We start from the raw sequence: 20,343 nt of genomic DNA, 5'->3' as shown, positions 1-20,343 counted from the left end.
TGGACCGCGCGGGCACGCTGAGCGCGCCGCGGCGGCGTTGCCCGAAGTCGCCGGGCTGCGCTGACGGCTGGGTGGGGGTCAGCGGCGCGCCGAGATCGCCGCGACGGCCCGGTCGAGCGACGACCCGAGGTTCCAGTCGGCGGCGAGGGCGGCGGTGACAGCGGCATCCGGTGTGCGCAGGCTCGCGTCGACGTCGGGCAGATCGAGCGTGCGCACGACCTCGACGACGGTGGGCGCCACGGCGAGGTAGTCGGCGGCGGCGAGCAGCTTCGCGCGGATACCGGCGGTCATGCCGTCGCCCGCCTCGGCGGCGGCGCGGATGCCGGCGAGGTCGCCGTGCGCGGCGAGCAGGGTCGCGGCTGTCTTCTCGCCGATGCCGGCGACGCCGGGCAGCCCGTCGGAGGCGTCGCCGCGCAGCACGGCGTAGTCGGCGTACTGCGAGGGGAGCACTCGGTATTTCGCGGTGACGGATGCCTCGTCGAGCACCTCGAGGTTGCTCATGCCGCGACCGGTGTAGATCACGCGGATGCCGCGCGCGTCGTCGACGAGCTGGAAGAGGTCGCGGTCGCCGGTGACGACGTCGACCGGCATGCCGGACTGCGCGGCGAAGCTCGCGATGACGTCGTCGGCCTCGTGCTCGGCTACACCGACGATCGGGATGCCGAGAGCATCGAGTTCGGCGCGGATGACCGGGATCTGCGCCTCGAGCGGATCGGGCACCTCTTCGACGTCGGGAGCCGCCTCGACGAGTTCCGCCACGCGGTGGGCCTTGTAGCTGGGGATGAGGTCGACCCGCCATTGCGGACGCCAGTCGTCGTCCCAGCAGGCGACGACGTGCGTCGGTTCGTAGGTCGTCAAGAGCTTCGCGATCATGTCGAGCAGGCCGCGCGCCGCGTTCACGGGGCGACCGTCGGGCGCCGTGACGGTGTCGGGCACGCCGTAGAACGCACGGAAGTACAGGCTCGCGGTGTCGAGCAGCATGAGGCGGTCGGTCACGCGATCATCCTGGCACGCGGGCCGGTCAGCAACCCACGCCGCCCGGGTTCTCGAGGCACGTCTTGTCGACGAGTGCGGTGCGCACCTCGAAGATCTGCACGTCGCCCGAGGTCGTCGGGATCTCGAGCACGCCGGGAACGGGGCGCCAGCCGGTACCGAAGTCCACCTCGGCGCCGTACCGGATCACCGCGGAGGCGGTGTACGTTCCCCGCGCCGCGTACGCGTGACTCGTGGGGGTGGCGCTGAACTGGGCGAGCCCCAGCGCGGCCCACGAGGCGCCGCCGCTGTCGGCGACGCGACTCGTGCCGTCGCCGTGCACGAAGAGGACGGATGCCGGGGTGAACCGCACCGAGACCGGAAGATCGAACAGGGTCCCCGCGGCGTCGTGCGCCCGTGCGTCGACGACGAAGTTCATCGGCATGCCCACCACGCCCACGCCGTCGGGCTCGTCGATGAGCGGCACGGATGCCGGGGCGAACCGCGCCACATCGGCGAGCGTGGGCTGGGGGATGCCGGGGGCCACCGGCGTGTCGGGCTGCACGGCGCACGACGTCGGATCGGTTGGTCGGCAGTCGTCGACGGGCGGAGGTGCGGGCGCCTGCGGCTCGGCGTCGGGCGGTGTTGATGAGTCGTCGTCGCCGCGCGACGGCCAGTCGTCCGACAGCGACCCGCCGGGGCGTTCGCCGGTGACGACGATCTCGGTGCCTGTGTTCTCGACCTGAGTACAAGTCCCCTTTACGATCTCGATTGCGCTACAGGTTTCCGCGCGAACCAGCCCACCGGGGAGGTATGGCATCGCCGTGAGGACTCCGACTACGAGCGCCGTCAACACTGATTGCCTCCACCCGCCGCGACTTCGCTCAAGAGGAGGCCGGTGGACGAGTTGCCTTGAGTGAACGTCAGTTGGAGAGCGACGACAGGTGGGCGTGTCGGAGGCACGGTGGACGTCCCCGACGCGTCGACGATCGTCGTGTTGGAGACGTCCAGACATGCCTCGCCGTGGACCGCCTGAGCAGCCGGGTACCAGTTGTGAGCGCTGAACGAGTGGACTTTGAAGTCGCCTTCAATACGCTCGCCCTCCGCGTGCGACGCCGAGAAGTCCTTCTTGTCGGCAGCGTTCGCTTCTCCCGTGGTCCATGCGAGCGCGGGTTCGAAAGTCGCAGGGTCAGCAAAGTCGACGTTATTCAGCGCATCCACATAGGCGCGGTAGGTGGCCTCGGCGGCGGCGAAGGCCTCGTCATCCGAGGCGAAGCCGGTGGGGGTCGGGGTGGGGGCGGGCTCGGGTGCGCAGCCGGTCACCAGGGCGAGGGCGAGCAGAGCTGCGCCGACGGCGGGGAACGTGCGTCGCATCCGGGAGGCCATGGGGTCCACGCTAGCCACTGGCATCCGCGTTCCGCCCGGTTATCCACAGGCGCGTACGCTCGAGGGCATGTCTTTCGGAGCGGCGGCGCAACGCGGGCGACGGCCGGCCGACACCGATCCGTGCCCGTGCGGTCGCGCCGCGTTCGGGCAGTGCTGCGGGCCGATCCTCGCGGGGGAGCCGGCCCCGACTCCCGAACGGCTCATGCGTTCGCGTTACACCGCGTTCGCGCTGGGCGACGCGGCGCACCTGCGCGCGACGTGGCACCCGAGCACGGCGCCGGAGCGTCTCGATCTCGACGCGGCCAGTCGGTGGGAAGGGCTCGAGATCATCGCGACGACCGGCGGCCCCGACGACCGCCGCGGCACGGTGGAGTTCCGTGCGCGATGGCGCGACGCCGACACGGGGCGGCGCGGCGTGCTGCACGAAGTGAGCCGCTTCCGCCTCGCGGCGGGGCGCTGGTACTACCTCGACGGCGAGGTCTCGGAGCGCGAGACGCCGGAAGAGTAGCGTGTCGACATGCCCACACGCCCCGATAGAGCCGTAGCCGCCGCCGAAGACGCCGCGCCCGCGTCGATGCTCACGGTGCTGGTGGCGCTCGGGGCAAACTTGCTCATCGCCATCGCGAAGACGATCGCTGCGGCGCTCACCGGCGCGGCGTCGATGGTCGCCGAGGCGGCGCACTCGTGGGCCGACACGGGCAACGAGATCTTCCTCTACGTCGCGGCGCGGCGCAGCGTCAAACCGGCCGACGCGAGCCACCCGATCGGCTACGGGCGCGAAGCGTACGTGTGGTCGCTGTTCGCCGCGTTCGGTCTGTTCGCCATCGGCGCCGGAGTGTCGATCATGCACGGTGTGCAAGAGCTCTTCGACCCCGAGCCTGCCGACCGCTTCGGCATCTCTTATGCCGTCTTGGCGATCGCGTTCGTGCTCGAGGGCACGTCGTTCCTGCAGGCGTGGCGCCAGTCGCGGCGCGAGGCCACCGCGTCGCACCGCGACCTGCTCGACCACGTCATGAGCACGTCAGACCCGACGCTGCGCGCGGTGTTCTTCGAGGATGCCGCGGCGCTCATCGGTCTCGTCATCGCGTTCGTCGGCATTCTGCTGCACCAGATCACCGGCTCGGCGATCCCCGACGCGGTCGGCTCGATCCTCGTCGGTCTGCTGCTCGCGGTCGTCGCGTTCGTGCTCATCCGCCAGAACAGGCGATTCCTCATCGGCGTGTCGGTCGAGCCCGCGGTGCGCGCGGCCGCCCTCCAGCGGTTGCTCTCGCACCCCGCGATCGCGCAAATCACCTATCTGCACATCGAGTACGTGGGGCCCGGCCGCGTGTTCGTCGTGGCGGCCGTCGACCTGGCTGGCGACACCGCCGAGCACGAGGTCGCCGCGACCCTCAACGAGATCGAGGACGAAGTGGCGACGAGCGCTCGAGTGGCCTGGGTCGTGCTCACCCTCTCGCGACCCGGTGCGCCGGCGCTCGACCCGATCCATCCCGCGGACTCGCTGCACGGCTGACGTGCGCGCCGTCGTCGCGCAGGGGAGAGGCGAAGGGTCCGGACGCTGCGCGCGCCGCTTCTGATAGCATGAAATGTCACGCGTGTGGCCATCAGGCCCGCGTGCGAGACATCGCAAGATAATCCAACCGCTGCAGCCCCAGGCATCCGTTCGCCACCGTGCGTTCGTGCGGGGTGCGGCCCGACAACCCAACCACCCAAGGACAACCCACTACATGACTACCGCAACGACCGCCCCGGCCACCAAGCAGGTCGCCATCAACGACATCGGATCTGCTGAAGACTTCCTGGCCGCGGTCGAGAAGACGCTCAAGTTCTTCAACGACGGAGACCTCATCGAAGGCACCGTCGTCAAGATCGACCGCGACGAGGTCCTCCTCGACGTCGGTTACAAGACCGAGGGCGTCATCCCCTCGCGCGAACTTTCGATCAAGCACGACGTCGACCCGAACGAGGTCGTCAAGGTCGGCGACGAGGTCGAGGCCCTGGTCCTCCAGAAGGAAGACAAGGAAGGCCGCCTGATCCTCTCCAAGAAGCGCGCGCAGTACGAGCGTGCGTGGGGCGACGTGGAGCGCATCAAGGAGAACGACGGCGTCGTCACCGGTTCGGTCATCGAGGTCGTCAAGGGTGGCCTCATCGTCGACATCGGCCTGCGCGGCTTCCTGCCCGCCTCGCTCATCGAGCTGCGTCGCGTCCGCGACCTCACGCCGTACCTCGGCCAGGAGATCGAGGCCAAGATCCTCGAGCTCGACAAGAACCGCAACAACGTCGTGCTCTCGCGCCGCGCCCTGCTCGAGCAGACGCAGTCCGAGTCGCGCACCACGTTCCTCAACAACCTGCACAAGGGTCAGGTTCGCAAGGGCGTCGTCTCGTCGATCGTAAACTTCGGTGCGTTCGTCGACCTGGGCGGCGTGGACGGCCTCGTGCACGTCTCCGAGCTGTCCTGGAAGCACATCGAGCACGCCTCCGAGGTCGTCGAGGTGGGCCAGGAGGTCACCGTCGAGATCCTCGAGGTCGACCTCGACCGCGAGCGCGTCTCGCTGTCGCTGAAGGCCACGCAGGAAGACCCGTGGCAGGTCTTCGCCCGCACGCACGCGATCGGTCAGGTCGCGCCGGGCAAGGTCACCAAGCTCGTTCCGTTCGGTGCGTTCGTGCGCGTCGCAGACGGCATCGAGGGCCTCGTGCACATCTCGGAGCTCTCGGGCAAGCACGTCGAGCTCGCCGAGCAGGTCGTCTCGGTCGGCGAAGAGGTCTTCGTCAAGATCATCGACATCGACCTCGAGCGTCGCCGCATCTCGCTGTCGCTCAAGCAGGCCAACGAGTCGGTCGACCCCAACGGCACCGAGTTCGACCCGGCGCTGTACGGCATGGCGACCGAGTACGACGAGAACGGCGAGTACAAGTACCCCGAGGGCTTCGACGCCGAGTCGGGTGCCTGGCTCGAGGGCTTCGACGCTCAGCGTGAGAAGTGGGAGCAGGAGTACGCCGCTGCTCAGGCGCGCTGGGAGGCGCACAAGGTCGCCGTCGCCAAGGCTCTCGAGGCCGAGGCGAACGCCCCGACCGAGACCACCTCGGCATCGTCGTCGTTCACCTCCGACCTCGGCGGTGGCGGCACCCTCGCCGACGACGAGGCGCTCGCGGCTCTGCGCGAGAAGCTCTCGGGTCGCTGATCCGCAGCATCCTTTCGACAGGGGTCGTGGCCTTCGGGCCGCGGCCCCTGTCGGCTTTCGCGCGCACGCTCTGCACGCGCGCCGTGCCGGGGGGGGTGTGCCGCAGACCGATAACGTCGGGGTGTGAAGCGTTTGAGACGGGCGACCCCCCACCGCGCCCCGCTCACCACCGAGCGGCGTTCGCGGCGCGACGCGCAGCGGTTCGGCCTGCGTGACCGTGCCGCCGCGGCCAACCAGTTGTTGTTGTGCGGGATCGTCGCGGTGATGTTCGTGGTCGGGCTCGTGAGCGGCGTCTTCCAACGCCCCGAGCTGTTCGCCCTCGGCGCCCTCATCATCGGACTCGGCGGCATCGCGGCGCTCGCCGTGCCGTGGACGCGCATTCCGGCCGGCTGGGTAGCGGTCGTGCCGATCGTCGACATCTTCGCGATCGCGTTGCTGCGCGTGGCCGACCCGCCCGGCGGGCTCGGTCTGCTGTGGATTTTTCCCGCGATGTGGCTCGCCTCGCTCGGACGCGCGGGCCTGATCACGAGCTGCATCGTGATTCCCGGGCTCTACTGGGCGGTGGTCGCCCTCGGGCCCACGCCCGTGTTCAGCTTCGCCGCGTTGCTGCTGCCGCTCGTGATCATCGCGGTCAGCAGCGCCGGGTACGGGTCGGCGCGGCGCTTCGCGGCTCAGCGCGAGCTGCTCGACGCGCAGGCTGCGCGGCTCGCCTTCGCCCGCTCCGCCGCCGTGCAGCAGGAGCAGTTGGTGACCGAAGTGCTCGACACGGTCGACTTCGGTGTGGTGCGCTTCGCGGTGGGCGGCGACGTCGTGTACGAGAACGACGCGGTGGGGCGGCTGGGCGGGGCGATGCCCCGGTTGCACGCCGCCGCCGACACCCACGTGCTGCTGCGCGAAGACGGGCAGACCCCGCTCGATGCGCACGAGCATCCTCTCGCGCGGGCGCGGCGCGGTGAGAGCTTCGAAGACGAGACCGTGTGGTCGGAGGATGCCGAGGGGCGGCGGGTCGCGCTGACGTTCACCGCCCGGCGCCTGCTCGATCACCGGGGTGCCGACGCGGGAGGCGTGCTGGTGGCGCGTGATGTGACGGCCGAGCAGGAGGCGCTGCGCGCGCGCGACGACCTCGTGGCCTCGGTGTCGCACGAGTTGCGCACGCCCCTGACCTCGGTGCTCGGCTACCTCGAGCTGGCCCTCGACGAAGACGATCTGTCGGAGCGGGTGCGGCGCTACCTCGAGACGGCGCTCGGCAGCGGCGAGCGGCTGCTCGCGATCATCGCCGACATCCTCATCACCTCGCGCCGTTCGCGCACCTCGGTCGAGGCGACCGTGCATCCCCGTGAGGTCGACGCGCTCGAGGTCGTCCGCGAGTCGGTGCTCGCCCTGCGCCCTCTCGCTGCAGACCGGGTGATCAAGGTGAGTGTGACCGGTCCCGATCGTGCCGCCGTGTACGCCGACCCCGGCCGGCTCCGCCAGGTGATCGACAACCTGCTCGGCAACGCGATCAAGTTCAACCGTGACGGCGGCGCGGTCGATCTCGCGGTGACCACCGACGGCGAGGCGACGACCATCGAGGTGCGCGACACCGGCGTCGGCATCGCCGTCGAGGACCAACAGCGGGTGTTCGAACGGTTCTTCCGTGCGTCGGAGGACGTCGCAGGCAACGGTCTCGGCCTCGCGATCACCGCAGACATCGTGCGGGCGCACGACGGCGAGCTGACCGTGACGTCCGAACCGGGCGTCGGGTCGACCTTCACGCTCGTGCTCCCCGCCCACGCCGACGCGAGGATGCCGCGATGACCCTCGACCTCTTCAGGGTGACCGTGATGGCTGCGATCGTGGCATCCGTCGCGAGTGTCACGTTCATCCTCGACACCGTGTTCCGCCGAGACTCGGGTCCGGGCCGGCTCTGGGCGGTGGCGTTCTTCTGCGGGCTGTCGACCACGGTCGCGTACATGGCCTGGTCGTCGGGGGTCGGTGGGTTCGTCTCGGTGGCCGTGGGCAACAGCCTGTTCGTGCTGGTGCCCGGGTTCGTGTGGCTCGGCGCGCGCCGGTTCAACGACCGGTCGGTGCCGCCGGCGCTCGCGCTCGTCGTCGTGCTCTCGATCGCGACTTTCGCGGCCGCGATCATCCAAGCCGACGAGTGGGGCAGCTGGGGCGGCTGGACGACGATGGCCGCCTGCCTCGTGGCGCTGTTCGTCGCCGGAGCCATCGAGACGCTGCGGCCGCAGCTCGGGTTCATCCGCAGCGGGTGGGCGCTCGCCGCGGTGCTGCTGTTCGCGGCGCTCTTCTATGCGGTGCGGCTCGTCCTCTTTCTCGTGGCGGGGCCTACGAGCGATCTGTTCAGCCGCTGGTTCGGGTCGATCAGCGCGAACATCGTGACGGTCGTGCTCACGGTGGTCGCGGCGATCGTCACCTCGGTGCTCCGCTCGCACCGCACCAGCGAACAGCGCTATGAGTGGCTCACCGAGGGCGGCGTCGCCTCGGACGGCGTGATGCTCGCGCGCACGTTCGCCGCCGCGAGCGCCGACATCGTCGAGCGCGCGTCGTGGCGTTCGGAGGGCGTGGCGATCATCGTCATCCGCGTCGAGGGGCTCGCCGAGATCCGCACGGCGTTCGGTCAGGAAGCCGCCGACGACATCAGTGGCGCGTGCCGGCAGGCGGTGCGCCGCTACGCGCCGGCGTCGGCGATCGTCGGCGAAGACGATGAGCACCGCCTCGCGGTGTGCGCCCTCGCGCCGACCGCGGCCGACGCGCGACGGCTGGGCGCGATGATCTACCGCGGCTGCATGGAAGAGCTCGCGCGCGCCGACTCGGGGCTGTTCCCCGTCGTCGGCGTGGGTGTCGCCTCGACGAGCGACCTCGGCTACGCCCTCGGGCGGCTGCTCGGGGGAGCGCGCGCGGCGGCGCGGCGGGCTGCGACGACGCCGGGCGCATCGGTGCTGGTCGATGCGCCGACCGCCACGTCGTGACAGGCTTTCTCTCGTGCCCCTCATCGCATTGACCGGCGGAATCGCCTCCGGCAAGTCCACGATCGCCCGCCGCCTCGCCGAGCGGGGAGCCGTGATCGTCGACGCCGATGCGATCGTCCGCGACGTGCAGGGGGTCGGCTCGCCCGTGCTCGCCGCCATCGCCGACGCGTTCGGTGCCGACGTGCTGAGCCCCGACGGCTCGCTCGATCGCGCGGCGCTCGGGGCCCGCGTGTTCGGCGACCCCGAGGCGCTCGCGCGGCTGAACGCGATCGTGCACCCGGCGGTGCGCGACGAGTCGGCCCGGCGCTTCGCCGCCGCCCTCGCCGCCGATCCCGCCGCGGTCGTCGTCTACGACGTGCCCCTGCTGGTCGAAGCGCGCGTCGACGACCCGTGGGACCTCATCGTCGTCGCCGATGCCCCCGCGCCGTTGCGCGCGCGGAGGCTCGTCGAGGAGCGCGGACTGACCGAGACGGATGCCTCGGCCCGCCTCGCCTCGCAAGTGAGCGATGACCGGCGCCGGGCGATCGCCGACGTCGTGATCGACACCTCGGGACCGATGGACGAGACCCTTCGCCAGACCGACGCGCTATGGGAGCGCCTCGCCGCGGGGCGCTGAGCCCCGCGGGTCGCGGCAGTGCTGAACCCGGCGCGCAGACCGGCGCTCCCGGCATCCTCGCGGCGCCCGGTCATCGCGGGGTGACTCGCGCGCAACGCCCCGTTCACGTCGCGGCGCTATCGTCGGCCGCATGACCTGAGCTCCACGACGCTCCATCGACGAACGGAGACGACCATGCCCCACCCCCTCAACGCAGCGCGGCGGTCGGATCCCGAGTTCGAACGGGACGACTTCGCGACGGGCGACTTCGAGTCGGGCGACGATCCCGACGCGTGAGAACAGGCTGCCCGCGCGAGTGCAGCCGCCCCATCCCGGTGCCGCCGAGGGCGAACACCGGCCCGCGTGTCGGTGGCCCGTCCTACGCTGGAAAGATGCAGACCACACGCTCCGTCCGCCCGTTCGAGGTGATCAGCGAATACGAGCCGAGTGGCGACCAGCCGCAGGCGATCGCCGACCTGGCGGCGCGCGTGAACGCCGGTGAGACCGACGTCGTGCTGCTCGGCGCGACCGGCACCGGCAAGTCGGCCACGACCGCCTGGCTCATCGAGCAGGTGCAGCGCCCGACGCTCGTGCTCGCGCACAACAAGACCCTCGCCGCGCAGCTGGCGAACGAGTTCCGCGAGCTCATGCCGAACAACGCGGTCGAGTACTTCGTCAGCTACTACGACTACTACCAACCCGAGGCGTACGTTCCGCAGACCGACACCTTCATCGAGAAGGACTCGTCGATCAACGCCGAAGTCGAGCGGCTGCGGCACTCGACGACGAACTCGCTGCTCAGCCGTCGCGACGTCGTCGTGGTCTCGACGGTGTCGTGCATCTACGGCCTCGGAGCGCCCGAGGAGTATCTGCGCGCCATGGTCGCGCTGCAGGTGGGGGAGCGGTACGACCGCGACGCGCTGATCCGCAAGTTCATCGCGATGCAGTACAACCGCAACGACGTCGACTTCTCGCGCGGCAACTTCCGCGTGCGTGGCGACACGATCGAGATCATTCCGGTGTACGAGGAGTACGCCGTGCGCATCGAGCTGTTCGGCGACGAGATCGAGGCGCTGTACATGCTGCATCCGCTCACCGGCGACATCGTGCAGAAGATGGACAGCGTGCCGATCTTCCCGGCCTCGCACTACGTCGCGGGCACCGACACCGTGCACCGGGCGATCGGCACGATCGAAGACGAGCTCGCGGGGCGGCTGAAAGAGCTCGAGGGGCAGGGCAAGCTGCTCGAGGCGCAGCGCCTGCGCATGCGCACGACGTTCGATCTCGAGATGCTGCAGCAGCTCGGCTTCTGCTCGGGCATCGAGAACTACTCGCGCCACCTCGACGGGCGCTCGGCGGGTGAGCCCCCGCACACGCTCCTCGACTTCTTCCCCGACGACTTCCTGATGGTGATCGACGAGTCGCACGTGACGGTGCCGCAGATCGGCGCGATGTACGAGGGGGATGCCTCGCGCAAGCGCACCCTCGTCGACCACGGCTTCCGGTTGCCGAGCGCCCTCGACAACCGTCCGCTGCGCTTCGACGAGTTCAAGCAACGCATCGGTCAGACCGTCTACCTGTCGGCGACGCCAGGCCGCTATGAGATGGGCATCGCTGACGGCGTGGTCGAGCAGATCATCCGCCCGACCGGCCTCGTCGACCCCGAGATCGTCGTCAAGCCGTCGAAGGGGCAGATCGACGATCTGCTCGAGGAGATCCGCGTGCGCGTGGGGCGTGACGAGCGCGTGCTCGTGACGACCCTGACCAAGAAGATGGCCGAGGAGCTCACCGACTTCCTCGGCGAGCACGGCGTGCGCGTGCGCTACCTGCATTCCGACGTCGACACCCTGCGTCGCGTCGAGCTGCTGACCGAGCTGCGGCAGGGCGTGTACGACGTGCTCGTCGGCATCAACCTGCTGCGCGAGGGGCTCGACCTGCCCGAAGTGTCGCTCGTGGCGATCCTCGACGCCGACAAGGAGGGGTTCCTGCGCAGCGGCACCTCGCTCATCCAGACGATCGGGCGCGCCGCGCGCAACGTCTCGGGTGAGGTGCACATGTACGCCGACAACATGACCGACTCGATGCGCACGGCGATCGAAGAGACCGACCGGCGCCGCGAGAAGCAGATCGCCTACAACACCCTGCACGGCATCGACCCGCAGCCGTTGCGCAAGAAGATCGCCGACATCACCGATGCGCTGGCGCGCGAGGCATCCGACACGCAAGAGCTGCTGTCGAAGAAGACGAAGTCGGGCAAGGGGAAGTCGCCCACCCCGCAGCTGCGGCGCGAGGGCATCGCGGCCGAGGGTGCGATGCAGCTCGAGGCGACGATCCAAGACCTCTCGAACCAGATGCTCGCCGCCGCCTCCGAGCTCAAGTTCGAGCTCGCCGGGCGCCTGCGCGACGAGGTGCAAGACCTCAAGAAGGAGCTGCGCGCGATGGAGAAGGCGGGCCACGCCTGAGCGGGCGGTAGCGGGCGTCTCGAGGCTCGCTGAGCAGGGCGTTCGCGCGGCGTTTGATATCGTCGTGAGGTTGGAAAGACGGTCGCCCGAGAGGGCGCGAGAGGCACTTGTGACGAACGACTCCGGGCGACAGCAGCACGACGAACGGCCCGCGGCCGACGTCTCCCACCCCCTCGGCGACATCGCCGCATACGTCGGCGGCGACCTCCGCGTCGACGGCCCCGCCGTGCACGGCATCGCGCTCAGCACGGCCGGCGTCCGCCCGGGCGACCTGTTCGTCGCCGCCGCCGGCGCGAGCACCCACGGGGCCCGCTACGCCGCCGCTGCCCTCGCCGCAGGAGCGGTGGCCGTGCTCACCGACCCGGCCGGCGCAGAGCTCGTCGACGAGGGGGCGCCGCTGATCGTGGTCGCCGACCCGCGTGGTGTTCTGGGGCGTCTGTCGGCCTGGTTCTACGACCACCCCGCCTCAGCGCTCAAGACGATCGGCGTGACGGGCACGCAGGGGAAGACCTCGACGACGTTCCTTATCGACGCGGCGCTCGGCGAGCGCAGCAGTGGGCTGATCGGGTCGATGGGTTCGAAGATCGACGGCGCTCCGGTGCCGACGAAGCTCACGACCCCCGAGGCTCCCGCCCTGCACGCCCTGCTGGCGAAGATGCGCGAGGAGGGCGTCACGTGGGTCTCGTCGGAGGTGTCGAGCCAGGCGATCTCGATGCGCCGCGTCGACGGGCTCGTGTTCGACGTGGCCGTCTTCCTCAACCTCGGTCACGACCACCTCGACTTCCACGGCTCGCAGGAGAACTACCGCGCCGCCAAGCGTGAGCTGCTCACCCCTGCGATGTCGCGCCTCGCGATCGTGAACATCGACGATCAGGCCGGGCGCCGGTTCCACGACGACCCCGACCTGCACACCGAGTCGTTCTCGATCACCGGTCGAGACGCCGATTGGCGAGCCGTCGACATCGAGCTCGGCCCCGACGGGTCGGCCTTCACCGTTGTGGGCCCCGAGGGGCAGTCGGCACGCTTCTCGACGCCGATCATCGGCACCTTCACGGTGAGCAACATCCTCGCCGCCGTCGCCGCCCTCGACCGGGTCGGCTATCCGCTCGCGCGCTCGGTCGCGGGCCTCGCCGACTTCACCGGTCCGGAGGGGCGCGTGCAGTTCGTGCCCGTCGACGCCGACTTCCGCGTCGTGATCGACGCGGGGCACAAGCCCGAGGCGATCAACGCGCTGCTGTGCGCGCTGCGCCCCGCGACGCCCGGGCGGATCATCACGGTGATCGGCTCGAACGGAAATCGCGACGCCCACAAGCGCCCGCTCATGGGGCGGTTCTCGGCCATGGCATCCGACATCGTCATCGTCACCGACGACAACCCGGCCGACGAAGACCCGGCGCTGATCCGCAAGGCCGTCGTCGCGGGCACGCGCGGCTCGTCGGCGCAGGTGTTCGACGTCGCGGGCCGGGCCCAGGCGATCCATCACGCCGTCGACCTGGCGCAGCCCGGCGACCTGCTCGTGATCGTCGGCAAGGGCGACGAGCGCCACCAGATCATGGCGCACGGCATCGTGCCGCACAGCGACCCCGACGAGGTCGAGGGGGCGCTCGCCCGGCGGCGAGGCGCGACCGCGAACTGATCGCGCGCCGCGCGGGCGTCGGTCAGGCCGCGCCGCCGCCGGCGAGGTCGGGGCAGTGCATGAGCGGCTTCGGCCCGGAGCGGTCGAATGTGTGCTGCGACATCGGCGCCCCGCACAGCGGGCACGCGCGTTCGGTGCGCGCGGGTTCGGGGGAGGTGTCGTAGGGGCCGACCGATGCCGGCCCGGCGAAGCGGATCAGGCGGCTGTTGAGGTAGGCGTACCAGCCTCCGCCCGCGCGTGCGCGCTCGCGCAGCGAGGGACGGTCGGGATCGCTTCGTGTCATGAAGGTTAGTGTACTAAGTATTCACGTAGAATGGTGCCGTGGACCCGCGTGACGACCTGCTGACGCTCGAGAACCAGCTGTGCTTCGCGCTCGTGACGGCGGCGCGCAACGTGGTGTCGATCTATCGCCCCGTGCTCGAACCGCTCGGACTCACGCATCCGCAGTACCTCGTCATGCTCGCGCTGTGGGAGCACGCCCCGCGCTCGCTCGGCGAACTCGCCGACGAGCTGGCGATGGAGCCAGCGACGCTCTCGCCCATCGTCAAACGCGTGCAGGCGCAGGGGCTCATCGCACGGGCCCGCCGTGCCGACGACGAGCGCGTACTCGAGATCTCGCTCACGCCCGACGGCGCCGCACTCCGCGAGAGGGCACTCGCCGTTCCCGAGCAGATCATGGCGCGTGTCGGCATGGATGCCACGCAGATCGCTGCCCTGCGCGACGCACTCGCGCCGTTCGCCGGCCGGCGAAGCGGCTGACCGCTCTTCGCCGTCAGCGCACGCCGGGCCCGATGTCGGAGGCCCCGCCTAAGCTTGTGGGGTGCCTATCGTCCCCGTCGCCAGCTCGAAACTCAGCGTCCGCGGAGCCCGCGTCCACAACCTCAAGAACGTCGACCTCGACATTCCGCGCGACTCGCTCGTGGTGTTCACGGGGCTGTCCGGATCGGGCAAGTCGAGCCTCGCGTTCGACACGATCTTCGCCGAGGGGCAGCGCCGCTACGTCGAGTCGCTGAGCGCCTACGCGCGCCAGTTCCTCGGTCAGGTCGACCGGCCCGACGTCGACTTCATCGAGGGGCTCAGCCCCGCCGTGTCGATCGACCAGAAGTCGACCAACCGCAACCCGCGGTCCACCGTCGGCACGATCACCGAGATCCACGACTACATGCGTCTGCTCTGGGCGCGCATCGGCGTGCCGCACTGTCCCGAGTGCGGCGCCGAGATCCAGCGCCAGACGGTGCAGCAGATCGCCGACCAGCTGATGGACCTGCCCGAGCGCACCCGGTATCAGATCGTCGCGCCCGTCGTCACGCAGAAGAAGGGCGAGTTCGTCGACCTCTTCAAAGAGCTCTCGGCCAAGGGGTACGCGCGCGCCGTCGTCGACGGCGACCTCATCCAGCTGTCCGAACCGCCCACGCTGAAGAAGAGCTACAAGCACGACATCGCCGTGGTGGTCGACCGGCTGGTCGCCGCGCCCGACATCCTCGGCCGGGTCACCGATTCGGTGGAGACCGCGCTCGGTCTCGCCGGCGGCATCATGCAGGTGAACTTCGTCGACGAAGAGGGCGACGACGCCTGGCAGAGCTTCAGTGAGAAGCTCGCCTGCCCGAACGGCCACCCGCTGCAGCTCACCGAGATCGAGCCGCGCACGTTCTCGTTCAACGCGCCGTTCGGCGCCTGCCCGGCCTGCTCCGGTCTCGGCACGCGCATGTCGGTCGACGTCGAGCTCATGCTGGGCGACGACGAGCTGTCGATCAACGAGGGCGTCATCATCCCGTGGACGACGCAGGGCAAGGGCCTCTACCAGTACTACGAGCGCCTGCTGGTGGGTCTCGCCGACGACCTCGGCTTCTCCCTCGACACTCCGTGGCGCGAGCTGCCGACCGACGTGCAGGAGGCGGTGCTGCGCGGCGAGAACTACAAGGTGACGGTCAAGTGGCGCAACCGCTACGGCCGTGAGATGCGCTACTCGTCGGGTTTCGAGGGCGTCGTGCCCTACATCGAGCGCCAGTACACGCAGGCCGAGACCGACACGCAGCGCCAGCGCTGGGCCGAGTACCTGCGCGAGGTGCCGTGCCCCGTCTGCCACGGCGACAGGCTCAAGCCCGAGGTGCTCGCGGTGCTCGTGCACGGGCACTCCATCGCGGATGCCTCGCGCATGAGCCTCGGCGACGCCCAGACCTACTTCGCCGAGCTCGAGCTCACCGACCGCGAGGCGAAGATCGCCGCGGCCGTGCTGCGCGAGATCCGGGCCCGGCTCGACTTCCTCATCCAGGTGGGCCTCAACTACCTGAGCCTCAGCCGCGCGGCCGGGTCGCTCTCCGGCGGCGAGGCGCAGCGCATCCGCCTCGCCACCCAGATCGGGTCGGGCCTGACCGGCGTGCTCTACGTGCTCGACGAGCCGTCGATCGGCCTGCACCAGCGCGACAACCGCCGGCTCATCGAGACGCTCGTGCACCTGAAGAGCCTTGGCAACACGCTGATCGTCGTCGAGCACGACGAAGAGACCGTGCACGCCGCCGACTGGGTGGTCGACATCGGACCGCGCGCGGGCGTCGAGGGCGGCGAGGTCGTCCACTCCGGCCCGCTGTCGTCGCTGCTCGACGAGCCCCGCTCGCTCACCGGCGCCTACCTCAGCGGACGTCGCACCATCGAGACGCCCGCCAAGCGGCGCAAGATCGACAAGAAGCGCATGCTGACGGTCGTCGGCGCCCGCGAGAACAACCTCAAGAACGTCACGGCCGAGTTCCCGCTCGGCGTCCTCACGGCCGTCACCGGGGTCAGCGGCTCCGGCAAGTCGTCGCTGGTCAACGGCATCCTCTACGAAGTGCTCGCGACGAAGCTCAACGGGGCGCGCCGCGTGGCCGGCAAGCACACGCGCGTGACGGGTCTCGACAACCTCGACAAGGTCGTGCACGTCGACCAGGCGCCGATCGGCCGCACCCCGCGGTCGAACCCCGCCACCTATACGGGTGTGTTCGACCGCATCCGCACGCTCTTCAGCGAGACGAGCGAGGCGAAGGTGCGCGGCTACCAGCCGGGACGCTTCAGCTTCAACGTCAAGGGCGGGCGCTGCGAGGCGTGCTCGGGCGACGGCACGATCAAGATCGAGATGAACTTCCTGCCCGACGTGTACGTCGACTGCGAGGTGTGCCACGGCAAGCGCTACAACCGCGACACCCTGGCCGTGCACTACAAGGGCAAGAACATCGCCGAGGTGCTGGAGATGCCGATCTCCGAGGCGGCCGACTTCTTCGAGCCGATCCAGGCGATTCACCGCTACCTGAAGACGCTCGTCGACGTCGGCCTCGGCTACGTGCGACTCGGGCAGTCGGCGACGACGCTCTCCGGCGGCGAGGCTCAGCGCGTCAAGCTCGCCACCGAGCTGCAGCGCCGGTCGAACGGGCGCAGCATCTACGTGCTCGACGAGCCGACCACCGGCCTCCACTTCGAAGACGTCGCGCGCCTGCTCGAGGTGCTCGGCGGCCTCGTCGACAAGGGCAACACGGTCATCGTCATCGAGCACAACCTCGACGTCATCAAGTCGGCCGACTGGATCATCGACCTCGGTCCCGAGGGCGGCTCGGGCGGCGGGCAGATCGTCGCCACCGGCACACCGGAGAAGGTCGCGAAGGTCGCCGAGAGCCACACCGGCGCCTTCCTCGCCGAAGTGCTCGCCGACCGCTCGCGGGTCGCGGTCGAGGCCGTCGCCGAGGCGGAGGCCCGAGAAGCGGTGCGCAAGGCGGGCTGATGGCGAACGCCCTGCCTTATAAGCCGAAGCCGGGGGAGATCCCGACCCAGCCCGGGGTGTACCGGTTCCGCGACGCGGAAGGCCGCGTGCTCTACGTCGGCAAGGCGAAGAACCTCCGGGCGCGGCTGTCGAACTACTTCGCGCCCCTGCACACGCTGCACGAGCGCACCCGGCGCATGGTCACGACCGCGACCTCGGTGGAGTGGACCGTCGTCGGCAGCGACGTCGAATCGCTGCAGCTCGAGTACATGTGGATCCAGGAGTTCTCTCCGCCGTTCAACGTGCGCTACAAGGACGACAAGTCCTACCCGTACATGGCGATCACCCTCGCCGACGAGGCTCCGCGCGTGATCGTCACCCGCAACCGGCGCATCCCCGGCGCCCGCTACTTCGGGCCGTACCCGAAGATCTGGGCCGTGCACGACACGATCGACCTCATGATCAAGGTGTTCCCGATCCGCACGTGTTCGGATGCCTCGTACAAGAAGGCGATGGCGACGGGCCGTCCGTGCTTCCCGGGGCAGATCGGTCGCTGCGGCGGGCCGTGCTCCATGAAGGTGACGGTGGAGGAGCACCGCGCGATCGTGGATGACTTCGTCGCGTTCATGTCGGGGGGCGACGCCCGGTTCACGCGAGAGCTCACGGCGCGCATGCGCGAGGCATCCGCCGCCATGGACTACGAGTCGGCCGCCGTCTACCGCGACCGGCTGCAGGCGATCGACGCCGTGCTCAGCCGGAGCGCGCTCGTGCTGCCGAGCGACACCGACGCCGACCTGTTCGGCATCGCCGAAGACGAGCTGTCGGCCGCCGTGCAGCACTTCGTCGTGCGCGGCGGCCGCGTGCGCGGCGTGCGCGCGACGACGATCGACAAGGAGCTCGACATCTCGGGGGCCGACCTCGTCGACCAGGTGCTCCAGCGCACCTACGGCGGCGCCGGCGCGGGCGAGATCCCGCGCCAGGTGCTCGTGCCAGAGCTGCCGGGCGACGCCGCCGACCTCGAGGAGTGGCTGCAGGAGCGACGCGGCAAGCGCGTGAGCATCCAGGTCGCCCAGCGCGGTGCCAAGGCGGATCTCCTGCGCACGGCGACGATCAACGCGCAGCAGGCGCTGATGCTGCACAAGACCCGCCGCACCTCGGACTACACGTCGCGCACGAAGGCGCTCACCGACCTGCAGCTCGCGCTCGGACTCGACGAGGCGCCGCTGCGCATCGAGTGCTACGACGTCTCGCACCTGTCGGGCACGAACGTCGTGGCATCCATGGTCGTCTTCGAAGACGGCCTGCCGCGCAAGGACCAGTACCGCTCGTTCGGCGTGCCCGAGACCACCGACGACACCGATTCGCTCTATCAGGTGCTCATGCGCCGGCTCGCGCACGTCGACCGCGACGACCCGGCCGAGGTCGTCGCGGCCGAGGTCGTGGCCGCGGAGGTCGTGGAGGCGGTGGAGGCCGTTGAGGTGGCCGCGGCGGTGGAGGCCGAGGCTGTGGAGGCCGTCGAAGAGCCCGTCGTCACCGAGCGCAAGCGGCCGCGCTTCGCCTACCGCCCGCAGCTGCTCGTCGTCGACGGCGGCGCGCCGCAGGTGGCGGCGGCGGCGCGCGCCCTCGAAGACTCCGGGCACGCCGAGATCGCCCTGTGCGGCATCGCGAAGCGGCTGGAGGAGATCTGGCTGCCGGGGGAGGAGTACCCCGTCATCCTGCCCCGCACCTCCGAGGCGCTGTACCTGCTGCAGCGGCTGCGCGACGAGGCGCACCGGTTCGCGATCACGCACCAGCGCAAGCGGCGCAAGCGCGACATCACCACGGTGCTCGGCGAGGTGCCCGGCCTCGGCGAGGCGCGCATCAAGGCGCTGCTGAAGCACTTCGGGTCGGTCGCCGCCCTCAGCCGCGCGAGCGCGGAAGAGATCACCGCCCTCCCCGGCATCGGCCCGAAGCTCGCCGCCGCGATCGAGCAGCGTCTCGCCAATCGGTAGGCTGTGCCCGTGCGCTCTCGCGCCGGGCAGAGTCGACTGCCGAACCGAGGGAGAGACGGGAACACTGGGGTGGATGAAGAGCAGGGGGCCGGCGAGATCCTGATCGTCACCGGCATGTCCGGCGCCGGTCGGACGACGGCGGCGAACGCCCTCGAAGACCTCGGCTGGTACGTCGTCGACAACCTGCCGCCGCAGATGCTGCGCCCCCTCCTCGACCTCACAGGCCTCGCGGCCGGCGCGCTGCCGAAGATCGCTGCGGTCGTCGACGTGCGCGGGCGCGACCTGTTCGGCGAGCTGCCGGCGATCGCGAGCTCGCTGCGCACGGGCGGCCAGCTGCGCGTGCTCTTCCTGGATGCCTCCGACGAGGTGCTCGTGCGCCGCTTCGAGTCGGTGCGCCGCCCGCATCCCCTGCAGGGCGACGGCACGATCCTCGACGGCATCCGGCGCGAGCGCGAGCGCGTCGCGGTGATCCGCGAGAGCGCCGACGTCATCGTCGACACCAGCGCCCTCAACATCCACCAGCTCGCGAACCGCATCGTCGACCTGTTCAGCGAGGAGGGGCAGGCGCGGCACACGGTCACGGTGATGAGCTTCGGGTTCAAGTACGGGCTGCCCACCGACGTCGACCTCGTCGCCGACATGCGCTTCCTGCCGAACCCGTTCTGGATCCCCGAGCTGAAGGGACTCACCGGCGAGGAGGGGCCGGTGCGCGATTTTGTGCTCTCGCAGGACGGAGCGCTCGAGTTCATCGACGCGTACGCGCTCGCCCTGCACCCGGTGCTGGAGGGCTATCAGCGCGAGAACAAGCGGCACTCCGTCGTCGCGATCGGCTGCACCGGCGGCAAGCACCGGTCGGTCGTCACCGCGATCGAGCTCGCCCGTCGGCTCGCCGAGGTGCCGGGCGTGGCAGTGCGCGTGAAGCATCGCGACCTCGGACGCGAGTAGGCTGGACGTTCGTCCCCCCACCTGAACACCGAAGGATCGCTGTGCCGCCCACCGCCGATGTCAAGTCCGAGCTGGCCGCGGTCCGCGACCCTCGTCCGACGGCACGGGTGGCCGAATTGACCGCGATCCTGCGCTTCTCGGGTGGGCTCCACTCGATCGCCGGCCGCGTCGCCGTCGAGGCCGAGCTCGACTCCGATCAGCTCGCCCGCCGCGTCGCGCGCGACATCATGGAGCTGTACGGGGTGCGCCCCGCGCTCCACCGCGTCCAGGCATCCGGCGGCCCCACGGGCGGCTCGTTCGCCGTGCGCGTGATCGACGGCGGCGAGACCCTTGCCCGCCAGACGGGACTCCTCGACCAGCGCCGCCGCCCCGTGCGCGGCCTGCCGAACAAGCTGACGACGGGCGCCCGCCCCGACCTCGCCGCGGTGTGGCGCGGGGCGTTCCTCGCCGCCGGCACGCTCTCCGAGCCCGGCCGGTC

17 protein-coding genes are annotated in these 20,343 nt (G+C 70.3%); 13 read left to right on the top strand and 4 right to left on the bottom strand.

All coding sequences use genetic code 11. From position 1 onward, the window contains the following. Positions 1 to 78: 78 nt before the first annotated feature. From G3N18_RS12805 to G3N18_RS12795, 3 genes are read right to left on the bottom strand one after another with little or no spacing between them, the layout of a single operon-like run. The gene (locus tag G3N18_RS12805; protein ID WP_196384669.1) at positions 79 to 996 is read right to left on the bottom strand and encodes a 5'-3' exonuclease H3TH domain-containing protein; all 918 of its coding nucleotides are present in this window, start codon (positions 994 to 996) and stop codon (positions 79 to 81) included. A gap of 25 nt (positions 997 to 1,021) precedes the next feature. Further along, positions 1,022 to 1,828 carry a hypothetical protein gene (locus G3N18_RS12800; protein WP_420827098.1) on the bottom strand — a complete coding sequence of 269 codons (807 nt, stop codon included), beginning with the start codon at positions 1,826 to 1,828 and terminating at the stop codon, positions 1,022 to 1,024. Further along, on the bottom strand, positions 1,822 to 2,358 hold the full coding sequence (locus G3N18_RS12795) for a hypothetical protein (protein WP_230404169.1): 537 nt from the start codon (positions 2,356 to 2,358) through the stop codon (positions 1,822 to 1,824). Before G3N18_RS12795 ends, G3N18_RS12800 begins: the two co-directional genes overlap by 7 nt. Positions 2,359 to 2,425: 67 nt before the next feature. Between G3N18_RS12795 and G3N18_RS12790 the strand changes: the two genes are divergently transcribed. The 8 genes from G3N18_RS12790 (at position 2,426) to G3N18_RS12755 (ending at position 13,202) form a co-directional block, all read left to right on the top strand. Continuing rightward, entirely contained in the window at positions 2,426 to 2,866 is a 441-nt protein-coding gene (locus tag G3N18_RS12790; protein ID WP_196384666.1) for a YchJ family protein, read from the top strand. Between the two features lie 9 nt (positions 2,867 to 2,875). Then, the gene (locus tag G3N18_RS12785; protein WP_230404165.1) at positions 2,876 to 3,871 is read left to right on the top strand and encodes a cation diffusion facilitator family transporter; all 996 of its coding nucleotides are present in this window, start codon (positions 2,876 to 2,878) and stop codon (positions 3,869 to 3,871) included. 214 nt (positions 3,872 to 4,085) lie between these two features. Next, on the top strand, positions 4,086 to 5,540 hold the full coding sequence (rpsA, locus tag G3N18_RS12780; RefSeq protein ID WP_196384665.1) for a 30S ribosomal protein S1: 1,455 nt from the start codon (positions 4,086 to 4,088) through the stop codon (positions 5,538 to 5,540). A gap of 123 nt (positions 5,541 to 5,663) precedes the next feature. Further along, a complete protein-coding gene (locus G3N18_RS12775; protein WP_338038568.1) occupies positions 5,664 to 7,337 on the top strand; it encodes a sensor histidine kinase in 1,674 nt (557 codons plus the stop codon). Continuing rightward, positions 7,334 to 8,509, top strand: coding sequence for a diguanylate cyclase (locus tag G3N18_RS12770; protein ID WP_196384664.1), 1,176 nt, complete (start codon positions 7,334 to 7,336; stop codon positions 8,507 to 8,509). The genes G3N18_RS12775 and G3N18_RS12770 overlap by 4 nt, the downstream gene beginning before the upstream one ends. Positions 8,510 to 8,522: 13 nt before the next feature. After that, positions 8,523 to 9,125 (top strand): dephospho-CoA kinase, encoded by a 603-nt coding sequence (gene coaE, locus G3N18_RS12765; protein ID WP_196384663.1) that lies wholly within the window; start codon positions 8,523 to 8,525, stop codon positions 9,123 to 9,125. 371 nt (positions 9,126 to 9,496) lie between these two features. Continuing rightward, entirely contained in the window at positions 9,497 to 11,566 is a 2,070-nt protein-coding gene (gene uvrB, locus G3N18_RS12760) for an excinuclease ABC subunit UvrB (RefSeq protein WP_196384662.1), read from the top strand. A gap of 109 nt (positions 11,567 to 11,675) precedes the next feature. Next, a complete protein-coding gene (locus G3N18_RS12755) occupies positions 11,676 to 13,202 on the top strand; it encodes a UDP-N-acetylmuramoyl-L-alanyl-D-glutamate--2,6-diaminopimelate ligase (RefSeq protein ID WP_338038565.1) in 1,527 nt (508 codons plus the stop codon). 22 nt (positions 13,203 to 13,224) lie between these two features. Here G3N18_RS12755 and G3N18_RS12750 read toward each other — a convergent pair whose 3' ends face one another. Then, positions 13,225 to 13,485 carry a hypothetical protein gene (locus G3N18_RS12750; protein ID WP_196384661.1) on the bottom strand — a complete coding sequence of 87 codons (261 nt, stop codon included), beginning with the start codon at positions 13,483 to 13,485 and terminating at the stop codon, positions 13,225 to 13,227. Positions 13,486 to 13,523: 38 nt separating this feature from the next. Here G3N18_RS12750 and G3N18_RS12745 point away from each other — a divergent pair, with 38 nt between their 5' ends. From G3N18_RS12745 to whiA, 5 genes are all read left to right on the top strand, one after another. Next, complete coding sequence (locus G3N18_RS12745; protein ID WP_196384660.1) at positions 13,524 to 13,961, top strand: MarR family transcriptional regulator; 438 nt, start codon at positions 13,524 to 13,526, stop codon at positions 13,959 to 13,961. A gap of 61 nt (positions 13,962 to 14,022) precedes the next feature. After that, a complete protein-coding gene (gene uvrA, locus G3N18_RS12740) occupies positions 14,023 to 16,950 on the top strand; it encodes an excinuclease ABC subunit UvrA (RefSeq protein ID WP_196384659.1) in 2,928 nt (975 codons plus the stop codon). Further along, positions 16,950 to 18,920, top strand: a complete 1,971-nt coding sequence (gene uvrC, locus G3N18_RS12735; protein WP_196384658.1) for an excinuclease ABC subunit UvrC — start codon at positions 16,950 to 16,952, stop codon at positions 18,918 to 18,920. Before uvrA ends, uvrC begins: the two co-directional genes overlap by 1 nt. Before the next feature lie 69 nt (positions 18,921 to 18,989). Continuing rightward, positions 18,990 to 19,865, top strand: coding sequence for an RNase adapter RapZ (gene rapZ, locus G3N18_RS12730; RefSeq protein WP_196384657.1), 876 nt, complete (start codon positions 18,990 to 18,992; stop codon positions 19,863 to 19,865). Positions 19,866 to 19,906: 41 nt separating this feature from the next. Continuing rightward, positions 19,907 to 20,343: DNA-binding protein WhiA (gene whiA, locus G3N18_RS12725; protein ID WP_196384656.1), on the top strand; the 437-nt coding region annotated here is incomplete at its 3' end.

The sequence above is a fragment of the Microbacterium paulum genome, assembly GCF_015707995.1.
GTDB classification, from domain to species: Bacteria; Actinomycetota; Actinomycetes; order Actinomycetales; family Microbacteriaceae; genus Microbacterium; species Microbacterium paulum.
Note: the sequence above shows the minus strand (reverse complement) of the source record. Positions and strands in the feature narration are given on the sequence as shown.

Excerpts from the sequence above, each read along its gene's own strand:
- G3N18_RS12795 (WP_230404169.1), bottom strand. The coding sequence starts at position 2,358 with ATGGCCTCCCGGATGCGACGCACGTTCCCCGCCGTCGGCGCAGCTCTG.
- G3N18_RS12790 (WP_196384666.1), top strand. The coding sequence starts at position 2,426 with ATGTCTTTCGGAGCGGCGGCGCAACGCGGGCGACGGCCGGCCGACACC.
- G3N18_RS12785 (WP_230404165.1), top strand. The coding sequence starts at position 2,876 with ATGCCCACACGCCCCGATAGAGCCGTAGCCGCCGCCGAAGACGCCGCG.
- rpsA (WP_196384665.1), top strand. The coding sequence starts at position 4,086 with ATGACTACCGCAACGACCGCCCCGGCCACCAAGCAGGTCGCCATCAAC.
- G3N18_RS12770 (WP_196384664.1), top strand. The coding sequence starts at position 7,334 with ATGACCCTCGACCTCTTCAGGGTGACCGTGATGGCTGCGATCGTGGCA.
- uvrB (WP_196384662.1), top strand. The coding sequence starts at position 9,497 with ATGCAGACCACACGCTCCGTCCGCCCGTTCGAGGTGATCAGCGAATAC.
- G3N18_RS12750 (WP_196384661.1), bottom strand. The coding sequence starts at position 13,485 with ATGACACGAAGCGATCCCGACCGTCCCTCGCTGCGCGAGCGCGCACGC.
- uvrC (WP_196384658.1), top strand. The coding sequence starts at position 16,950 with ATGGCGAACGCCCTGCCTTATAAGCCGAAGCCGGGGGAGATCCCGACC.